Genomic DNA, 17,113 nt, shown 5'->3' with positions numbered 1-17,113 from the left:
CGCCAAGACTGGGCCGGACGGGCAGAAGCCCCCAACCGGAGAATGGCCGTGCAGAACCTGCTTTCGTTGTGGACCGCGCTGGACATACGACGCCGGATCATCGTCATCGCGGCCACCCTGGCGATGTTTGCGGCGGTTCTCGGCCTGTCGCGCGCTGCGGGCGCACCCGGCATGGCCCTGCTTTACGCCGGTCTTGATGCCTCCGCGGCAGGTGAAGTGGTGCAGGCCCTCGAACAGCTTGGCGTCGCCTATGAGGTGCGGGGCGATTCGATCCATGTTCCCTCCAGCCAAAGAGACGAACTGCGCATGACGCTCGCTACAGAGGGCCTGCCGGCTGCGGGCACCAGTGGCTACGAACTTCTGGACGGGCTGTCGGGCTTTGGCACCACGTCGCAGATGTTCGATGCCGCCTATCTGCGCGCGAAAGAGGGGGAATTGGCGCGCACGATACTTGCAAACCCGCAGATCAGGGCGGCGCGCGTGCATATCGCCACAGCGCAGGGCCAGCCATTCTTGCGCGACCAGCGCGCAACGGCCAGCGTCACGGTGACGACCGTTTCGGGCAGCCTGTCCGACCAGCAAGCCCGCGCACTGAAACACCTGGTGGCTGCGGCGGTGGCCGGGCTGCGCCCCGAAGATGTTGCGGTGATCGATTCGGTGGGCGGCCTTGTGGTGACTGCGGATGAGGGCGCCATGCCCGGCACAGGTCAGGATCGCGCGGCAGAACTGCGAGGAAATGTCGAACGGCTGCTGGCGGCAAGGGTCGGTCCCGGCAAGGCCGTGGTCGAGGTCAGCGTCGATCTGGAAACCGCGCGTGAGCAGATCGTCGAACGCAGCTTTGATCCGCAAGGCCGCGTGGCGATCTCTTCGGAGACGCAGGAAAAAACCGAGACGTCCCAGGATGGCGCGGGCGATGTCACGGTGGCCTCCAACCTGCCCGACGGAGATGCGGCCACAGCCGGCGGCGGGCAGAGCCAGGCCTCGGAAACGCGAGAGACGGTGAATTTCGAAGTATCGGAAACCCAGCGCGAGGTGCTGCGCGCTCCGGGTGCCCTGCGGCGCATTTCTGTGGCGGTGCTCGTCGATGGGCTGCGCGTCACGGCGGAAGATGGCACAGTAACCTGGCAGCCGCGCCCGGATGAAGAACTGGCCGTTCTTCGCGACCTTGTGGCCTCGGCTGTCGGGCTGGATGAGGCGCGCGGCGACGTGCTGACGCTGCGTTCGCTGGCCTTCGAACCTATCGCGGAACTGGGCACTTTGGCCGAAGCCGGGCTATTTGCGGGTCTTGCCGGATTTGATGTCATGCGGGCGCTGCAACTGGTGGTGCTGGCGGTGGTGGCTTTGATTCTCGGGCTGTTCGTGATCCGGCCGGTGCTTGGCGCGTCGGCGCGTGGCCTGCCCGCACCGCCGGCGCCGCCACTGGCGCTGCCTGGCACCGCTGCGGTTGCTGACAGCCCCCGCGTTCTGACGGGCGAAATTGACGATGGCACCGATCTGCCTCCAATGGCCATTCTGCCCCATGCCGATGAGTTTGACGTGCCTTCAGACCCTATGGCTCGGCTGCGCCGGCTTATCGCTGAAAGGCAAGTGGAATCAGTCGAGATTCTGCGCGGCTGGATGGATCTGGAAGAGGAGCGGCGCTGATGCGGGGCTTGCGGCTGGAGGTGTTCGGAAGCGCCGACAGGGTGGCAGAGGGCACTGTTGTGACCGATCTTACCGCGCTGGAAGAGGCGCGCCTTGCCGCCTATGAACAGGGCTACGCCGCTGGCTGGGATGATGCCGCAACTGCCACCACCGATGAACACTCGCGGCTCAAACTGGACCTTGCCCGCAACCTTCAAGCGCTGGGCTTCACCTATCACGAGGCACGGCTGCATGTGCTGCGCGGCGTGGAACCCCTGTTGCAGGATATCGTGACCCGGCTGCTGCCGGAAATGGCCCGGGCGGCATTGGCCCCCCTGGTGCTGGAAAGCCTGATGCCACTGGCCGAGCGCATGGCCGACACCCCGGTCACGCTTGTAATCAGCCCCGCCGCCCGCGCCGCTGCCGAATCGCTGATCGACCGTACGTGCAGTTTGCCCCTGACACTGCTGGAGGAGCCGAGCCTGGGCGAGGGGCAGGCCTATCTGCGTCTGGGCGACAGCGAAACCCGCATCGACCTGGACCGCGCGATCGCCGACATCACGGCCGCCCTGCGCGGATTTTACGACCTGACCGAAAAGGAGCGCAAACATGGATGATCCCGCCGCCAGCCCCTTCGCCCGGGTGCCGATCGAAGTCATCGTCTCGGTCGGCAAGGCACGCCCCCTGGTGCGTGACCTTTTGCGCCTGCAGCGTGATGCCGTGCTGCCACTGGACCGGCGGGTCGATGACCCGGTGGAGCTTTACATCGGCGACAGGCTGATCGCCCGGGGTGAGCTGCAGGAGATGGACGGCGAACAGGCGGGCCAGTTGGCGGTGCGCCTGACCGAAGTTGCAACCCCGGGCAGCGGGCTTTGATCCGGTTTGTCGGTTTGGCATTGGCACTTGGCCTGCAGGCCGGGCCCGCGCTGGCGCAAGAACTGACGCTTGATTTCGGCGATCAGGGCAGCCTGGGCCTGCGCAGCGTACAGCTCTTGGCGCTGATCACGCTGCTGAGCCTGGTGCCGGGGCTGGCCATCATGATCACCTGCTTTCCCTTCATCGTCACGGTTCTGTCGATCCTGCGGCAGGCCATCGGGCTGCAACAGGCCCCGCCGAACATGCTGATCGTTAGCCTTGCGCTTTTTCTGACCTGGTTCGTGATGGACCCGGTGTTTACCGCCGCCTGGACCGAAGGCATCGAACCCCTGACCCGGAACGAAACCGATCTGCGAACCGCGTTCAACGCCACTCTGGCACCGTTCCGCAGCTTCATGGCGGCGCGGCTGGACCCGGATACATTTGCCAGCCTTCAGGCCCTGCGCCCGGGCGCGCAAGGGGTCGCTGCAGATGCGGAATTGTCTCTGCTTGTGCCCTCATTCCTGTTGTCCGAGGTGCAGCGCGCCTTCGAGATCGGCTTTCTTATCTTCTTGCCGTTTCTGATCATAGACTTGGTGGTGGCTGCGGTGTTGATGTCGATGGGAATGATGATGGTTCCGCCAGCGATTGTCGCCCTGCCGTTCAAGCTGGCGTTCTTTGTGGTGGCGGATGGCTGGGCGCTGGTTTCCGGCGCGCTGGTGCGCAGCTACCTGTAGCCCTGATGCCTGTTTGAGCCATGGCACCGCGGCATGATCCGGCCCCGCGACCGCAGCGGGGCCTCACCGCACCAGAAACTCTGCATGCAGTGCCCCGGCGGCATTGATGCTCTTCAGGATGTCGATCATGTCATGCGGGGCCACACCCAGCGCGTTCAGCCCTGCGACGACCTCGGACAACGAGGTGCCGCCGCTGATTTCGGCGAGGCCGGTGCCAGCTTCCTCTTCGATGCCGACGGTACTGCGCGGCAATACGATGGTTTCACCTGCGGCAAAGGGGTTGGGCTGGACGACTTGAGGAGTCTCGTCAATTCGGAGCGTCAGGTTTCCTTGGGCAACCGCGACCCGGCTGATGCGGACATCCGCCCCCATTACGATGGTACCTGACCGCTGATCGACCACGACCCGCGCGCGGGTCTCAGGCTCTACCGTCAGATTTTCCACGCGAACCAGCACATGCGCAGGTGATTGCATGCGCGCCGCGCCCAGATCCAGCGTCACGGTGCCAGCGTCCAGCATCGCCGCAACACCACGCCCGAAATCACGGTTGATCGCAGACTCAATTCGACCGGCCGTGGTGAAATCAGGCGTGCGCAGCGCAAGCCGCAGCGACTCGAGCCCGGCAAAGTCGAACTCCACCTCGCGTTCGACCCGCGCGCCGGAGGGGATGACCCCGGAGGTTGGGACGCCTTGCACCACACGCGCCGCCTCACCTTCGGCCGAGATGCCACCGGCAATGATCGTGCCCTGTGCCACGGCATAGATCTGGCCGTCGGCGCCGTTCAGAGGAGTCATGACCAGAGTGCCGCCCAGCAGGCTTTTCGCATCGCCGATGGCTGAGACTGTCGCATCGATGCGTCCACCGGAACGCGCGAAGGGCGGAAGGGCAGCCGTAACGAAAACAGCCGCCACGTTCTTGGGCCGGAAATCTTCGCCCGCGACATTCACGCCCAGTCGTTCCAGCAGGTTCGACATGATTTCTTCGGTGAAAGGCGCATTGCGCAGCCCGTCGCCCGTGCCATTGAGTCCGACGACAAGGCCATAGCCCACCAGATCATTGCCACGTACGCCGTCAAATTCAACCAGATCCTTGATGCGGATCGGATCAGCCTGCACCGGCAGCGCGAGGCAAAGCAGCAGCAACGCGCGGCGCATCATCGCAGATAATCCACAAGGCTGAGGCGCGTGATCCGCGCGGTGATGCTGTAGAGCGTTTCGAGCTGGGTGGTGGTCGCCTCCAGACGGACGGCGGTTTCATAGGGGTCAACCGCAAGCATTGTGCTGCGCGCCACATCCAGTGCGCTGGCTTCGGCGCTGTTGCGCAGCCGGGCCTGCTCGAGTCGCGCCTCCGCCAGGCCAATACGCGCCGCCAACCCGACCCGGGCAGCCTCGCTGCCAAAAAGGCTTTCGCCCGCGCGCTGCAGCAACTGCGCCCGCGCGGCCGGTTGGCCCGCAAAACTCCCCCGGTCCACCAAAGCGCCCAGTGCCAGAGCCTTGAGTGTATCCGCTATGGCAGGATCACGAGCCGTGACACCCAGAGCAAGCTTTTCTCCCTGCGCAACGGACAGCGGACCCTGAGCCTCACCGCCCTGATACAGCGTTGCCACAAAGCCCCCCGGGGAGGCGAACCAAGCGGTCACTGCAGCCTCCAGATCGGTCGACGTAGCGGCCCCGGCGGTGGCCGTTTCGAGTGCCGCCAGCAGCGTTTCTGCATCGGCCAGTGCCGGGCCGTCGCCCTGCACACCGGCAAACAATGTCTGACCGGCATATTGCGTGTTCACCACTGCGATCACAGCCTCCAGCTGCGCGCGCGATTCGCGGGCCGTCGCCGAAACTGTCGCCGCAGTCCCCGCGCTGCCCGCGCTCAGCAAGGCTGCCCGGTGATCAAGGGTCAGATGGCCGATGTGTTCCAGCACTCCCTGCATGGCTGCGGCACGTCCTGCAACCTCGGCGGTTATAGTCGCGTATCCGGCAAGCCGGGCAAGGGTGATTTCCATGGCCCCCAGCCCCGTAAGATCAGCGCGCAGATGTTGCGCCGCGTCGGACACACGCCCCAGTGCCAGTTCAGAGGAAAGCCGCTGCTGATCCACCTTCAAGGCCACGTTCTGACGGCGCAGCAAGAAGGATTGCGCCATATCCCCCAATGAAACCATGGCCATGCTATATTCCTAACAAGATTTTCAGCATTTCGTCCACAGTTTGAACGACTTTGGCATTTGCGGCATAAGCCTGTTCCACCAGCAGCAACTGTTGCATTTCGTGGTCGGTATCGACGCCGTTCTGCAACTCCTGCAGTTTTAGTGCGCCTGCCCGGGCGCCGGCAAAGCTGGCAGCCGATTCAGCAGCAAGCCGTGCCGAGGCCGCCCCGGAAGCCAGGTCCACCGCCAGCCCCGCGGCACTGCGCGCGCCGGGCAGGAAACCGCCCGACACCGTCTGCCGCGCAGCCACAAGCGCCGCTTGCAAGCGCGCGGGCAATGCGCCGTCACCCGATGGCCCGGGTGCCGGTGCCGCCAGACCATCACGCAGGCGCCAAAGCGCGCCGCCCTGCGCTGGATCGGCTGCCGGATGGACAATCAGACGCTGCGCGAGGCCGGTTTCATTGGCAGGCAGAAAGGCCCCGCCCGCGTCGGTGAACAGGCCCGCGTCGCCCGGGGCCAGCGTGGCGTCAACGGCTGGGTCGGCAAACCGCTCCACCAGGTCGCGCGCCACGGCATCCAGCCGGGTTTGCGCCGCCGGGGCCAGATCGTCGCGCAGCGCGAAGTGCCCGGCCAGCGTGCCGCCCATGGCGATGAATTCCCGCCCGTTCAGCGTAAGGCCTGAAAGCGCGCCAGAGGCCAGCGTCATGTCGGGAGTGATTGGCCCAACCGGCGCGAAACCCAGCTCCATCGGGCGGCCATCCAGCAGCGTGAGCCCCGATGTGGTGTACAAGGCCACCTGCCCGTCGTCGCGCGCCACCTCACGCAGTGGCACAACCCGGGCAACCGCATCGACAAGCTGCTGGCGCTGGTCCAGCAAGGCCGAGGCATCGCGCCCTGACCCGAGACTGGTGCGGATGGTGGTATTCAGTTCGGCCACCCGGGCCAGTGCGCCGTTCACAAACGCCACCTCTTCGGCGATCCGGTCGTCGGCGGACGCGCGGGCATCCTGCACCAGTGCGGCGGTTGACCTGAGCTGCGCGGCAATGGTCTGCACTGCCTGCAAGACCGCGTCCAGCCGCGCCTCGCTGTCCGGGCGGCTGGCGGCACCAAGCAATGCCGTGTCCAGCGCCGCGAACCTGGCACTCAGCGAAGCCGCGTCGCCAGGAGCGCCCAGCGCGTTTTCCAGCGCCTTCAGGAATCCGGCCCGCAGGTCACGTTCCGCCGCGCTGCCATCGGCCAGCCGCCGATCATTCAGCAGCGCCCGGTCGATCACGCGGTTGATCCCCCGCACGCTGACGCCCTGACCGCTGCCGCCGGTCACGCGGGCACCCAGTTCCAGTTCGCGGCGCGCGTAGCCTTCGGTCAGGGCATTGGCCACATTGGATGATGCAATTTCCGCCGCGCGGGATGCCACCGTCAGGCCAGACAGCGCAGTAGACAGTGTTGACGAAATGCTCATGCCTCATCCTCCGCCGGGTCAGCGCTTGATATTGGTGGTTTCCTGCAACATCTCATCCACTGTCTGAATGATCTTGGCGTTCGACGAATAGGCGCGCTGGGTCTGGATCAGCTGTGTCAGTTCGCCCGCCACATCGGTCGCCGATTCCTCGCGCGAGAAACCCATGGTCGAACCCGTGGGACCGTCACCCGCATTCCACAGATAGAAGGCACCGCTGTCGCGCGACACCTGATAGGTCTGGTTTGACAGCGACACCAGGCCGTTGGGGTTGGCCACATCCACCACTGGAATCTGGTAGATGCGGCGGCTGAAGCCCTGATCATAGATCGCATGCAGATAGCCGTTCTCGTCAATCTCGACCGATGCAAGGCTGGCAACGGGCGAACCGTTCTTGCTGATGGCCGTGGGCGAGAAGCTGCTGGAAAGCTGTGTCATGCCATTGGGTTCGCCCGGAATGCCGATGTTGAAATCAATCGCGCCGCCAGGCAGGCCCAGTGCTATGCTGCCGGTTGCGGCGTCGTAGGCCCCGCCTGACACCGTGGTAACGCTGGCCAGCGTGCCGCCCGCACCCTGCGTGGCGTCAAAGGTCAATATGTATTCGCCCACCACAGTCCCGGTCGCGGTATCGGTGATTTCCATCGTCCATTCGTTTGACGCACCCGTGCCCGGCACCGTGGGGGTGAAGGTGACATCCATGGTTTCCGACGTGCCAAGATTGCCGAAATACTCCACCGTTAGGTTGATCGGATCACCCGAGGCGCCAGCCATCGTTTCAGTAGCGGGCAGGTTGACGCCGAAATTCATCAGCGTCGTGGGGTTGGCGACATTCTGGTTCAGGTTGACCCGCACAGGCTCCAGCGCGGTCATCGCGTCACGCGGCACATCGGGCAGTGACCCGTCGGCAGCCGCGGGCCAGCCCATCAGCACCAGACCGGACGCCGAGCGCAGGATGCCGTTTTCATCGGGACGAAACGAGCCGGTCGTGGTCAACGCCACCGGATAATCGCCCGAGGTGTCATCCAGCGCCCCGATATTGGTGACAGGCAGGAAACCGCGCCCGTCCACCGCAATGTCGGTGGGGTTCGACGTGGCGATCAGCGGGCCGCGTTCGTCGATCAGTCGCATGGTGGAACTGCGCACCCCCCCCGCCGCATAGGTTGAGCGGTTGTCGCCGTAAAGCACCATGGCGTGGAAGTCGGCCGCAGCCCGTTTGTAGCCATAGGTGCCGGAGTTGGCGATGTTGTCAGCAATGGTGGCCAGCCGGGTCGCATTGGCATTCAACCCGGCAACACCGGCGTTGAGCGAGGAGGAAATCGTCATGGGGGAAAGCGCCTTTCTGCTGCTTCGACATATCGATGCCGCCAGACTGCGCGCGCGGGTTTAAGATCGGCCTAACGGATAAAACTTGATCCGTTTCCTTGGCCGCCCCGTGCTATTGGCAGATGCTTTCATCTGTCTCTGCGCAGCAGAATCACCTCCATCCGGTTGTTGCGGACCGCCATCGGGTCAGGCGTCACGGGTTTGCGGTCGGCGTGGCCGCTGATGCGGTGCACACGCTGGGGCGGCAGGCCTGCGGTTTCCATCAACCCGCGCAGCATCTGGGCACGGGCGGTGGACAGAGGCCAGACCGGGTTCTCGATCAATGTGATGGGATAGGCGCGCACATGGCCGTTGACCGCCAGCCCGTTTGTGGTCAGCGCCAGCGTTTCCGCCAGTAGGGCCGCAATGTCGCGCAGCACGGGTGCCGGTTCGGCACTGTCGGGGGCAAACAGCGGCACGTCGGGCAAATCAAAGATTTCGACGACCAAGCCCTCGTCCGTCACCTTTGTGACCACATGCCGCAGCGCGCGTTCCATTGTCATGCTTTCGCCGCCACGCGCTGTCAGCGCCCTTTCCACCTCGCGCAGCAGAATGGCGTCGCCGGCACTTTCCGGCCCGCCCTCGGCCAGACCCTGCGCCTGCTGCGCCTCGGTGGGCTGTGCGGCAGAGGCCCCTGTGCCGTTTCGCGCCAGAGTCTCTTCGGAAAACACCGAATCGCCACCAAAGGCCCCGTCACCGCCGCCCGAGATGCGGTTCACCGCGATCACCGGGTTGAAATAATCCGCCAGCCCCTTGCGCTGCTTTTCCGTTGTCGCGTTCAACAGCCACATCAGCATGAAGAAGGCCATCATGGCCGTCACGAAATCAGCATAGGCAACCTTCCACGCCCCACCGTGGTGACCGCCCGCCTGGATAATCTTCTTCCGCTTGATGATGACTGGCGCGGCATTTGACTGCCCTGCCATCACACACCCGTTCCTACACCCACCCCCAGTATTGGCAGGTTGCGGTGAACGGAGCCTTAACCTATCGGATTTTAAAGGCTTTTATCCGGCATGTCAGGCTGCGCAGCGAATGTGCAGGCTCAGCCGCAGGCGGGTTTCCAGCCCGATCGCCGCATAATCGGCAGCAAACTGGCGGGCAACGGCGCGCGCAAGACCGCTTTCGACCTGAATGGGCAACGCCAAAGACAACGGATCCAGGCGTGCACGAGGCTGTGGGCTGCGGGTCGCAAGGAAATCTGCCACCTGCGCCAACGGCACGCCGCGCGCCGCGGTGAGAAACAGGTCGAATCGTTGGAAATCGCGATTCATCGCAAACAATCCCGCCGCGCCGAAACGCGCCACCAGATTTGCCGCCATGCGCCTGTCCAGCGCCCCGGCCAAGGCGCCGCTGAAACCGCAGCGCCCAAGCCCCAGCCGCTGCAGCGCATCACCAAGGCCCCTGGGCATCGGCCCGGCAAGAAACAGATCATACAGCGCCGTCGCAGGATTCGACGCCACAAGGCGCAAACCCCTCTCGCGCCGCAGGTCGTGGCGCAGCGCCTGGACTTCGGAAGGGGTGCGGGGCAGCACCAGCCCCTCGGGTGCGGCCAGCCCGGCCATGACCGTGTCGGGGGTCAGGTCCAGAATGCGGGCCAGGCGCGGCAGATGCACGGCCGCCCCGTCCGCTGCCTGCACTGCCAGATCCAGCAGGGGTGCGGCAGTCGCTCCGCTCGTGGCAGGCTCGGCACGCACGGCAAGGCCAAGTGCGGACAGCAGCGCCGCCAGACGTTGCACCACTGCCACTGGCGCAGCCTCGGTCAGGATAGACGGCGCACTGGCCAGCCGATAGGCTGCATCCAGCGGCGACAGGCCCAGATGCGTGGTCAGAATGCCGGCGGCGAGGGGCGCGTGATCCGACGCGGCAACAAGGGTGAGGCGCAACATTCCCTGAGTCTGAACCGCAGCAGGCATGGCATACTCCCTGATCTTGGTTGTCCTGTTTTGCCCGTTCTGCGCCAACTGCTGTGACAGGGTCGTAACTGACCCGTCAAACATCCGTTAATTCCTGACCATACTGCGCAAAACTGCAAAAAAAACAAGGCGGCGGCGGAGGGTTCACCGAGGGGAGGCTTACGCAGGAATGGCTGCCGGGCATGGCTGACGTGCCATTTCTTCGCGCCAGATCGCCCTGTGGCGGCGTTTCGGGCTTTGCTTGCGACGCAAAAAACCTCGCCCGACAGGCGCGGAGACCCACCGCGCCCGCGTGAAAGCCACGTGAAACGTTGTTTCGCTACACGCGTTCAGACCGCGTGCAGCGCCAGCGCAACTCCCTGCCCCACGCCCACGCACAGCGTGACCAGCGCATTGCGCCCGCCCGCCTGTATCTGCCGCGCCGCGTTCAGCGTGATGCGCGCGCCCGACATGCCCAAGGGGTGCCCCATCGCAATCGCCCCGCCGTGGCGGTTCACATGCACCGCGTCATCCGCCAACCCCCAGGCACGGATGCAGGCCAGCGCCTGGGCCGCAAAGGCCTCGTTCAACTCGATCACGTCATAATCACCGGGGCGCAGCCCGTTGCGATCGGTCAGCCGCACGACAGCCGCCACCGGGCCGATGCCCATGATGCGCGGGGCCACGCCCGCGCTGGCCGCCATCCCCACCCGCGCCAGCGGCGTCAGCCCGTGCCGCGCCACCGCCGCGGCAGACGCCAGCAACACCGCCGCCGCGCCATCGTTGACGCCCGACGCATTGCCCGCCGTCACCGTGCCGCCTGTGCGGAACGGCGCGGGCAAGGCCGCCAGCCTGTCCAGCGTGGTGGCACGCGGATGTTCATCCGCCGCGACGATCAGCGCATCGCCGCGCCGCTGCGGGATCGTCACCGGGGCAATATCCGCCCCATGCCATTGCGGGTCATAACGCGCCTGCGACCGCAGCGCGAAAGCATCCTGATCGGCACGGCTGATGCCGAACTCGGCGGCCACATTCTCGGCTGTCTCGGGCATCGCCTCCACCCCGAACTCCGCCGCGATCCGCGCGTGGACAAAACGCCAGCCGATCGTGGTGTCATGCACTTCGGGCGCGCGGGCAAAGGCGGCCTCGGCCTTTGGCATCACAAAGGGCGCGCGGCTCATGCTCTCCACGCCGCCTGCAATCACCAGATCAGCCCCGTCGCGGATCGCCCGCGCGCCCGCGATCACCGCATCCAGACCACTGGCACACAGCCGGTTCACCGTCAGCGCCGGGACAGATTCCGGCAGACGCGACAGCAGCACCGCCATCCGCGCGACATTGCGGTTGTCCTCGCCCGCCTGATTGGCGCAGCCGAAGATCACCTCATCCACCGGCAGATCAAGGCCAGCCAGCAACGCATCCACCACATGCGCCGCCATGTCATCGGGGCGCACCATGGCCAGCGCCCCGGCATAGCGGCCAATCGGGGTGCGCTTGCCCGCGCAAAGGTAAACCGGGGTCATGTCTGGTCTTTCAGGTTGGGGGCGGGCAGATAGCGCCCTTTAAGATGCGCAGGCGCGCGGGTCTCCAGCGTCGCCAGCGTCGCCATGACAGCAGGCGCACCATGGGCCGCCAGCATTTCGAACGGCCCGCGCGGAAAGTTCAGCCCCAGGCGCAACGCGGTGTCGATACCCTCGCGGTCCACCCCGCCCTCGGCCAAAAGCCAGCAGGCCTCGTTCACCAGAGCCGCCTCGATCCGCAGGGCCAGCGCATCTGCGTCGGCTGGCACCGCCTGGGGTGCGCCCCCTTGCACGAAACCCCGCCCGGTCTTGCGCCCCAGATCACCACGCGCCACCTGATCACGCAGCGCCTGAAACACATGATAGCGCGGATGCCCCGCCATGCCCGCCAGCAACCCTTCGGTCGCGGCCAGATTGATGTCGGCCCCGATCAGGTCGATCAGCGCGAATGGCCCCAGCCGATAGCCAGCCCCCGTCATCGCCGCGTCAATCTCGCCCGGCGACCGCCCTTCCTCCAGCAGCGCCAGCGCCTCGCCGTAATAGGGCCGCGCGCAGCGGTTCACGATGAAACCGGGCCGGTCGGCGCAGGCCACCACGGTCTTGCCCGCCGCTTCGGTGACAGACCGCGCAAGGGCCAGCGCTTCGGGCGCCGTGCCAGGCAGGCCGACCAGCTCCACCAGTTTCATCACCGGCGCGGGGTTGAAGAAATGCAGGCCCAGAACCCGGTCGGGCCGCGCCAGCGCATCGGCCATCGCCGCCACCGACAGCGAGGATGTGTTCGTGGCCAGCACCGCACCCGATACCGCCTCGACCTGCCGGAACAGGGCCTGTTTCACAGCCAGCTTTTCGACAACCGCCTCGATCACCAGGTCGGTTCCGGCCAGCCCCGCCACAGCATCGGCCAACGTGATGCTGCGCAGCATGGCCGCCATCGCCGCAGGCTGCATCTTTCCGGCGGCAACCCGCAGGGCACAGGCATCCCGCACCCGCCCCAGCGCCGCGTCGCGTACCGCCGAATCGGCATCGGTGACGATCACCCTGTTGCCCGCCGCCGCATAGACCTGCGCGATGCCAAGGCCCATCACTCCCAGCCCCACAACCCCGATCACGGCCATGCCATCCTCCTGCACCGCAGCCATTCTGGATCAAACCTGACCGATTTCAAGCCTGAAATTTTAAACTTGAAATATAAGGGGGTGAATGGCAGGGTTGGCCAACACAGCTACGGAGAGATGTCGATGAAGGTTCTATGCCTTGGTGGTGGCCCGGCAGGCCTGTATTTCGCCATTTCGATGAAGCTGCGCGACCCGTCGCATGATGTGACCGTGCTGGAACGCAACCGCGCGAACGATACATTCGGCTGGGGCGTCGTGCTGTCGGACGAGGCGCTGGCGCGGATGCAGAAGAACGACCCCGCTTCCACCAACGCGATCCGCGACCATTTCGCCTATTGGGATGACATCGCCGTGGTGCGTGACGGGGTGCGCACCGTGTCGGGCGGCCACGGTTTTGCTGGTATCGGGCGCAAGCAGATGCTGATCCTGCTGCAAGCGCGGGCGCGTGAACTGGGGGTGGATCTGCGGTTTGAAGCCGAGTTTCGGTCTGCCGAGGAATACCGGCAGGAATACGATATCGTCGTTGCCACCGACGGGCTGAATTCCGTCGTGCGCCGCGAATATGAACATGTCTTTCAGCCCGAGATCGACATGCGGCGCTGCAAGTTCGTCTGGCTGGGCACGCATCAGAAATTCGACGACGCCTTCACCTTCATCTTCGAGAAAACCGAACATGGCTGGGTCTGGGCCCATGTCTATCAGTTCGACGCCAACACCGCGACCTTCATCGTCGAATGCCTGCCCGAGACATGGGACCGCTGGGGTTTCGCCGCCATGTCAAAAGAAGAGACTGTCGAAACCTGCCGCAAGATCTTTGAACGCCACCTTGGCGGCCATGATCTGATGTCGAACGCAGCCCACCTGCGCGGCTCGGCCGTGTGGATGAACTTCCCCCGCGTGATCTGCCAGCAGTGGTATCATGAAAACGTGGTGCTGATGGGCGATGCGGCGGCGACCAGCCATTTTTCCATCGGCTCCGGTTCGCGTCTGGCCTTTGACAGCGCCATAGCGCTGGCCGAATACCTGCATTCAGAGCCGACCATTCAGGATGCCTTCGCGCGCTATCAGGACGAACGCCGCGTCGAGGTGCTGCGCACGCAATCCGCCGCCCGCAACTCGCTGGAATGGTTTGAGGAGGTGGAGCGGTATCTGGATATGCCCGCCCCGCAATTCGCCTATTCGTTGCTGACCCGCAGCCAGCGGATCAGCCACGAAAACCTGCGGCTGCGCGATGCGGCATGGCTGCGCGGGGCCGAAGACTGGTTTGCTGCGCAGGCCGGTGGCGAACCGGGCCGCGCGCCGATGTTCGCACCGTTCAGGCTGCGCGATATGCGGCTGAAAAACCGCGTCGTCGTGTCACCCATGGCGCAATACAAGGCGGTGGATGGCTGCCCGACCGACTGGCATTTCGTGCATTACGCCGAACGGGCCAAGGGCGGGGCGGGGCTGGTCTATACCGAAATGACCTGCGTGTCGCCCGAAGGCCGCATCACGCCCGGCTGCCCCGGCCTTTATGCACCCGAGCATGAGGCGGCGTGGAAGCGGCTGGTGGATTTCACACACCGCGAGACACAGGCGAAAATCTGCTGCCAGATTGGCCATTCAGGGCGCAAGGGATCAACCCAACTGGGGTGGGAAACCATGGATGCGCCCTTGGCGTCGGGCAACTGGCCGTTGCTTTCAGCCTCGGCCCTGCCTTGGTCGTCGGGCAACGCCGTGCCAAAGGCGATGGACCGGGCGGATATGGACCGCGTGACGGCGGAATTTGTCGCCGCAGCCGAAATGGCCGAACGCGCGGGGTTCGACATGATCGAGCTTCACGCCGCGCATGGCTATCTGGTCAGCAGCTTCATCTCGCCGCTGTCGAACAATCGCACCGATGCCTATGGCGGCAGTCTGGAAAACCGCATGCGCTGGCCGCTGGAGGTGTTGCACGCCATGCGCGCCGTCTGGCCCGCGCACAAGCCGATGTCTGTCCGAATTTCCGCAACCGACTGGGCGGGCGATGATGGCGTGACCCCCGCCGAGGCGGTGGAGATTGCGGCCATGTTCCACGCCGCCGGGGCCGATATCATCGACGTGTCGGCGGGCCAGACCAGCACCAATGCCAGGCCCGTTTATGGCCGCATGTTCCAGACCCCGTTCAGCGACCGCATCCGCAACGAGGCGGGCATTGCCACCATGGCGGTCGGCAACATCTTCGAGGCCGATCACGTCAATTCCATCCTGATGGCGGGGCGGGCCGATCTGGTCTGCCTTGCCCGCCCGCATCTGGCCAACCCATACTGGACGCTGCATGCGGCGCTGCAACTGGGCGACAGCGGCACCGACTGGCCGCTCCCCTATCTTGCGGGCCGCGATCAGGCCCAGCGGCTGGCACAGCCAAGGGCCGAGGTGCTTCGCGCATGACACTGGCGGGCAAACGGGTGCTGATCACGGGCGGCGGCACGGGCACCGGGGCCGATCTTGCACGCGGTTTCCATGCAGCGGGCGCGGTGGTTGTGATCACTGGGCGGCGCGCGGAACCGTTGCAGGCGGTTGCGGCCGCCCTGCCCGGCGTGCAGCCGATCGCAGCCGATGTGACAGATGAGGCCAGCGTGTCTGCGATGTTCGCCACGGCTGGGCCCTGCGACATCGTCATTGCCAACGCAGGGGCGGCGGATTCTGGCCCCCTGATGAAAACCTCGCTGGATCAATGGAATGCCATGGTCGCCGTCAACCTGACCGGGGTTTTCCTGACGCTGCGCGACGGCCTCAGGCAGATGCCGGGCTGGGGGCGTCTGATCAGCATCGCCTCGACCGCCGGACTGAAAGGCTATGCTTATGCCGCGCCCTATGCGGCGGCAAAGCATGGCGTTGTGGGCCTGACCCGCAGCCTGGCGCTGGAGGTGGCCCGCAAGCCAGTTACGGTGAACGCGCTGTGTCCCGGCTTTCTGGATACCGAAATGACGGAACGTTCCATCGCCAACATCATCGCCAAGACCGGCAAGTCGCCCGCCGAGGCCCTGGCGGCGCTGACCGCGCCAAACCCGCAAAACCGGCTGATCCGGCCCGCCGAGGTGACGGCCGCGGCGCTGTGGCTTTGCGGGCCGGGGTCCGAAGGGATCAACGGGCAGACCATCGCCATTGCAGGGGGCGAGGTATGAACCAGATGCTGCCGCAATCCAAACGCCTGCTGAAGATGTGGATACGCCTTCTGCGCGTCACCCGCGCATCCGAATCGCATCTGCGCGAGTTTCTGCGGGTGAACCACGATACCACCCTGCCCCGGTTTGACGTGATGGCCGCACTTTACCGGCGGCGCGAGGGCGTCACGATGTCGGATCTGTCGCGCATGCTGCTTGTGTCGAACGGCAATGCCACGGCTGTGGTGGACCGGCTGGAAAAGGACGGTCTTGTGCGCCGCACGCAATCGACCACCGACCGGCGCACCATCTTTGTGGCGCTGACGGAAGCGGGCCTTCAGCAGTTCGAAGTGCTGGCGGCAGAGCATGAACGCGAGATCATCACCTTGTTTGGCGGTCTATCCGATACCGATCTGGATACGCTGACCGACATTCTGAAACGCATGGGCAAGGGGGAAAGGGCGTGACTCACATGGCCAACCTGCAACCGCAGCATTTTCTGTGGGAGGTGACGGAGCGTGTGGCCACGATCCGCCTCAACCGGCCCGACCGAAAGAACCCGCTGACCTTTGAGTCTTATGCCGAGCTGCGCGACACATTCCGCGCGCTGCCCTATGCCGATGATGTGGATGTGGTGGTGTTCGCGTCAAACGGCGGCAACTTCTGTTCGGGTGGCGATGTGCATGACATCATCGGCCCGCTGGTGGGGCTGGACATGAAGGGCCTTCTGGCCTTCACCCGCATGACCGGCGATCTGGTGAAGGCGATGATCGGCTGCGGCAAACCGATTGTCGCGGCGGTGGATGGTGTCTGCGTGGGCGCGGGCGCGATCATCGCCATGGCATCCGACCTGCGGCTGGCGACGCCGGACGCGAAATGCGCCTTTCTGTTCACCCGGGTTGGGCTGGCGGGCTGCGACATGGGCGCCTGTGCCATGCTGCCGCGCATCATCGGGCAGGGGCGGGCGGCGGAACTGCTATATACCGGGCGGGTGATGACCGGGGCAGAAGGCGAACGCTGGGGGTTCTGGAACAGCCTGCACGAAGCCGCGTCGCTGGAGCCTGCGGCGCAGGCCCTGGCGCGCCGCATTGCCGAAGGGCCGACCTTTGCGCATGGCATGACCAAGACGCAGCTGAACCACGAATGGAACATGGGGCTGGAACAGGCCATCGAGGCCGAGGCGCAGGCGCAGGCGATCTGCATGCAGACGCAGGATTTCGCCCGGGCCTACCATGCGTTCGTGGCCAAGGAGCGGCCAGTGTTTCGCGGGGATTGATGGCGGAGCCG

At 65.3% G+C, this 17,113-nt stretch carries 16 protein-coding genes; 8 read left to right on the top strand and 8 right to left on the bottom strand.

Annotated features, from left to right (window positions below):
- Positions 1–42: 42 nt before the first annotated feature.
- From fliF to fliP, 4 genes are read left to right on the top strand one after another with little or no spacing between them, the layout of a single operon-like run.
- On the top strand, positions 43–1,644 hold the full coding sequence (gene fliF / locus GEU84_RS09410) for a flagellar basal-body MS-ring/collar protein FliF (RefSeq protein ID WP_174539702.1): 1,602 nt from the start codon (positions 43–45) through the stop codon (positions 1,642–1,644).
- Complete coding sequence (locus GEU84_RS09405; RefSeq protein WP_174539701.1) at positions 1,644–2,240, top strand: FliH/SctL family protein; 597 nt, start codon at positions 1,644–1,646, stop codon at positions 2,238–2,240. The genes fliF and GEU84_RS09405 overlap by 1 nt, the downstream gene beginning before the upstream one ends.
- The gene (locus tag GEU84_RS09400; RefSeq protein ID WP_174539700.1) at positions 2,233–2,499 is read left to right on the top strand and encodes a FliM/FliN family flagellar motor switch protein; all 267 of its coding nucleotides are present in this window, start codon (positions 2,233–2,235) and stop codon (positions 2,497–2,499) included. Before GEU84_RS09405 ends, GEU84_RS09400 begins: the two co-directional genes overlap by 8 nt.
- Positions 2,496–3,215, top strand: coding sequence for a flagellar type III secretion system pore protein FliP (fliP, locus tag GEU84_RS09395; RefSeq protein ID WP_241427627.1), 720 nt, complete (start codon positions 2,496–2,498; stop codon positions 3,213–3,215). Before GEU84_RS09400 ends, fliP begins: the two co-directional genes overlap by 4 nt.
- Before the next feature lie 63 nt (positions 3,216–3,278).
- Here the strand turns inward: fliP and GEU84_RS09390 are convergent, their stop codons facing one another.
- The 8 genes from GEU84_RS09390 to GEU84_RS09355 all read right to left on the bottom strand — a co-directional run bounded on the left by GEU84_RS09390 (position 3,279) and on the right by GEU84_RS09355 (position 12,725).
- Positions 3,279–4,373 (bottom strand): flagellar basal body P-ring protein FlgI, encoded by a 1,095-nt coding sequence (locus GEU84_RS09390; RefSeq protein WP_174539699.1) that lies wholly within the window; start codon positions 4,371–4,373, stop codon positions 3,279–3,281.
- Entirely contained in the window at positions 4,370–5,374 is a 1,005-nt protein-coding gene (locus GEU84_RS09385; RefSeq protein WP_174539698.1) for a flagellin, read from the bottom strand. The genes GEU84_RS09390 and GEU84_RS09385 overlap by 4 nt, the downstream gene beginning before the upstream one ends.
- Position 5,375: 1 nt before the next feature.
- Positions 5,376–6,812, bottom strand: coding sequence for a flagellar hook-associated protein FlgK (gene flgK, locus GEU84_RS09380; RefSeq protein WP_174539697.1), 1,437 nt, complete (start codon positions 6,810–6,812; stop codon positions 5,376–5,378).
- Positions 6,813–6,830: 18 nt separating this feature from the next.
- On the bottom strand, positions 6,831–8,132 hold the full coding sequence (locus GEU84_RS09375; protein WP_174539696.1) for a flagellar hook protein FlgE: 1,302 nt from the start codon (positions 8,130–8,132) through the stop codon (positions 6,831–6,833).
- Positions 8,133–8,260: 128 nt separating this feature from the next.
- Complete coding sequence (locus GEU84_RS09370) at positions 8,261–9,097, bottom strand: OmpA/MotB family protein (protein ID WP_174539695.1); 837 nt, start codon at positions 9,095–9,097, stop codon at positions 8,261–8,263.
- A 93-nt stretch (positions 9,098–9,190) separates the two neighbouring features.
- On the bottom strand, positions 9,191–10,060 hold the full coding sequence (locus tag GEU84_RS09365) for a hypothetical protein (protein WP_174539694.1): 870 nt from the start codon (positions 10,058–10,060) through the stop codon (positions 9,191–9,193).
- A gap of 356 nt (positions 10,061–10,416) precedes the next feature.
- The gene (locus GEU84_RS09360; RefSeq protein ID WP_174539693.1) at positions 10,417–11,589 is read right to left on the bottom strand and encodes an acetyl-CoA C-acyltransferase; all 1,173 of its coding nucleotides are present in this window, start codon (positions 11,587–11,589) and stop codon (positions 10,417–10,419) included.
- Complete coding sequence (locus GEU84_RS09355) at positions 11,586–12,725, bottom strand: 3-hydroxyacyl-CoA dehydrogenase (RefSeq protein WP_241427626.1); 1,140 nt, start codon at positions 12,723–12,725, stop codon at positions 11,586–11,588. The genes GEU84_RS09360 and GEU84_RS09355 overlap by 4 nt, the downstream gene beginning before the upstream one ends.
- Before the next feature lie 99 nt (positions 12,726–12,824).
- On the opposite strand from GEU84_RS09355, the gene GEU84_RS09350 reads away from it, so the two are divergent.
- The 4 genes from GEU84_RS09350 to GEU84_RS09335 are packed head-to-tail and all read left to right on the top strand — an operon-like array spanning position 12,825 to position 17,102.
- Positions 12,825–15,110 carry a bifunctional salicylyl-CoA 5-hydroxylase/oxidoreductase gene (locus GEU84_RS09350; protein WP_174539692.1) on the top strand — a complete coding sequence of 762 codons (2,286 nt, stop codon included), beginning with the start codon at positions 12,825–12,827 and terminating at the stop codon, positions 15,108–15,110.
- The gene (locus GEU84_RS09345) at positions 15,107–15,847 is read left to right on the top strand and encodes an SDR family NAD(P)-dependent oxidoreductase (RefSeq protein ID WP_174539691.1); all 741 of its coding nucleotides are present in this window, start codon (positions 15,107–15,109) and stop codon (positions 15,845–15,847) included. Before GEU84_RS09350 ends, GEU84_RS09345 begins: the two co-directional genes overlap by 4 nt.
- Positions 15,844–16,293, top strand: a complete 450-nt coding sequence (locus GEU84_RS09340; protein WP_174539690.1) for a MarR family winged helix-turn-helix transcriptional regulator — start codon at positions 15,844–15,846, stop codon at positions 16,291–16,293. The genes GEU84_RS09345 and GEU84_RS09340 overlap by 4 nt, the downstream gene beginning before the upstream one ends.
- Before the next feature lie 5 nt (positions 16,294–16,298).
- Positions 16,299–17,102 carry an enoyl-CoA hydratase family protein gene (locus GEU84_RS09335; RefSeq protein WP_217438549.1) on the top strand — a complete coding sequence of 268 codons (804 nt, stop codon included), beginning with the start codon at positions 16,299–16,301 and terminating at the stop codon, positions 17,100–17,102.
- Positions 17,103–17,113: the final 11 nt, after the last annotated feature.

It is taken from the genome of Fertoeibacter niger, from assembly GCF_009380135.2.
GTDB lineage: Bacteria > Pseudomonadota > Alphaproteobacteria > Rhodobacterales > Rhodobacteraceae > Fertoeibacter > Fertoeibacter niger.
The sequence above is the reverse complement of the archived record's forward strand: the minus strand, read 5'-3'. Positions and strand labels throughout refer to the sequence as shown.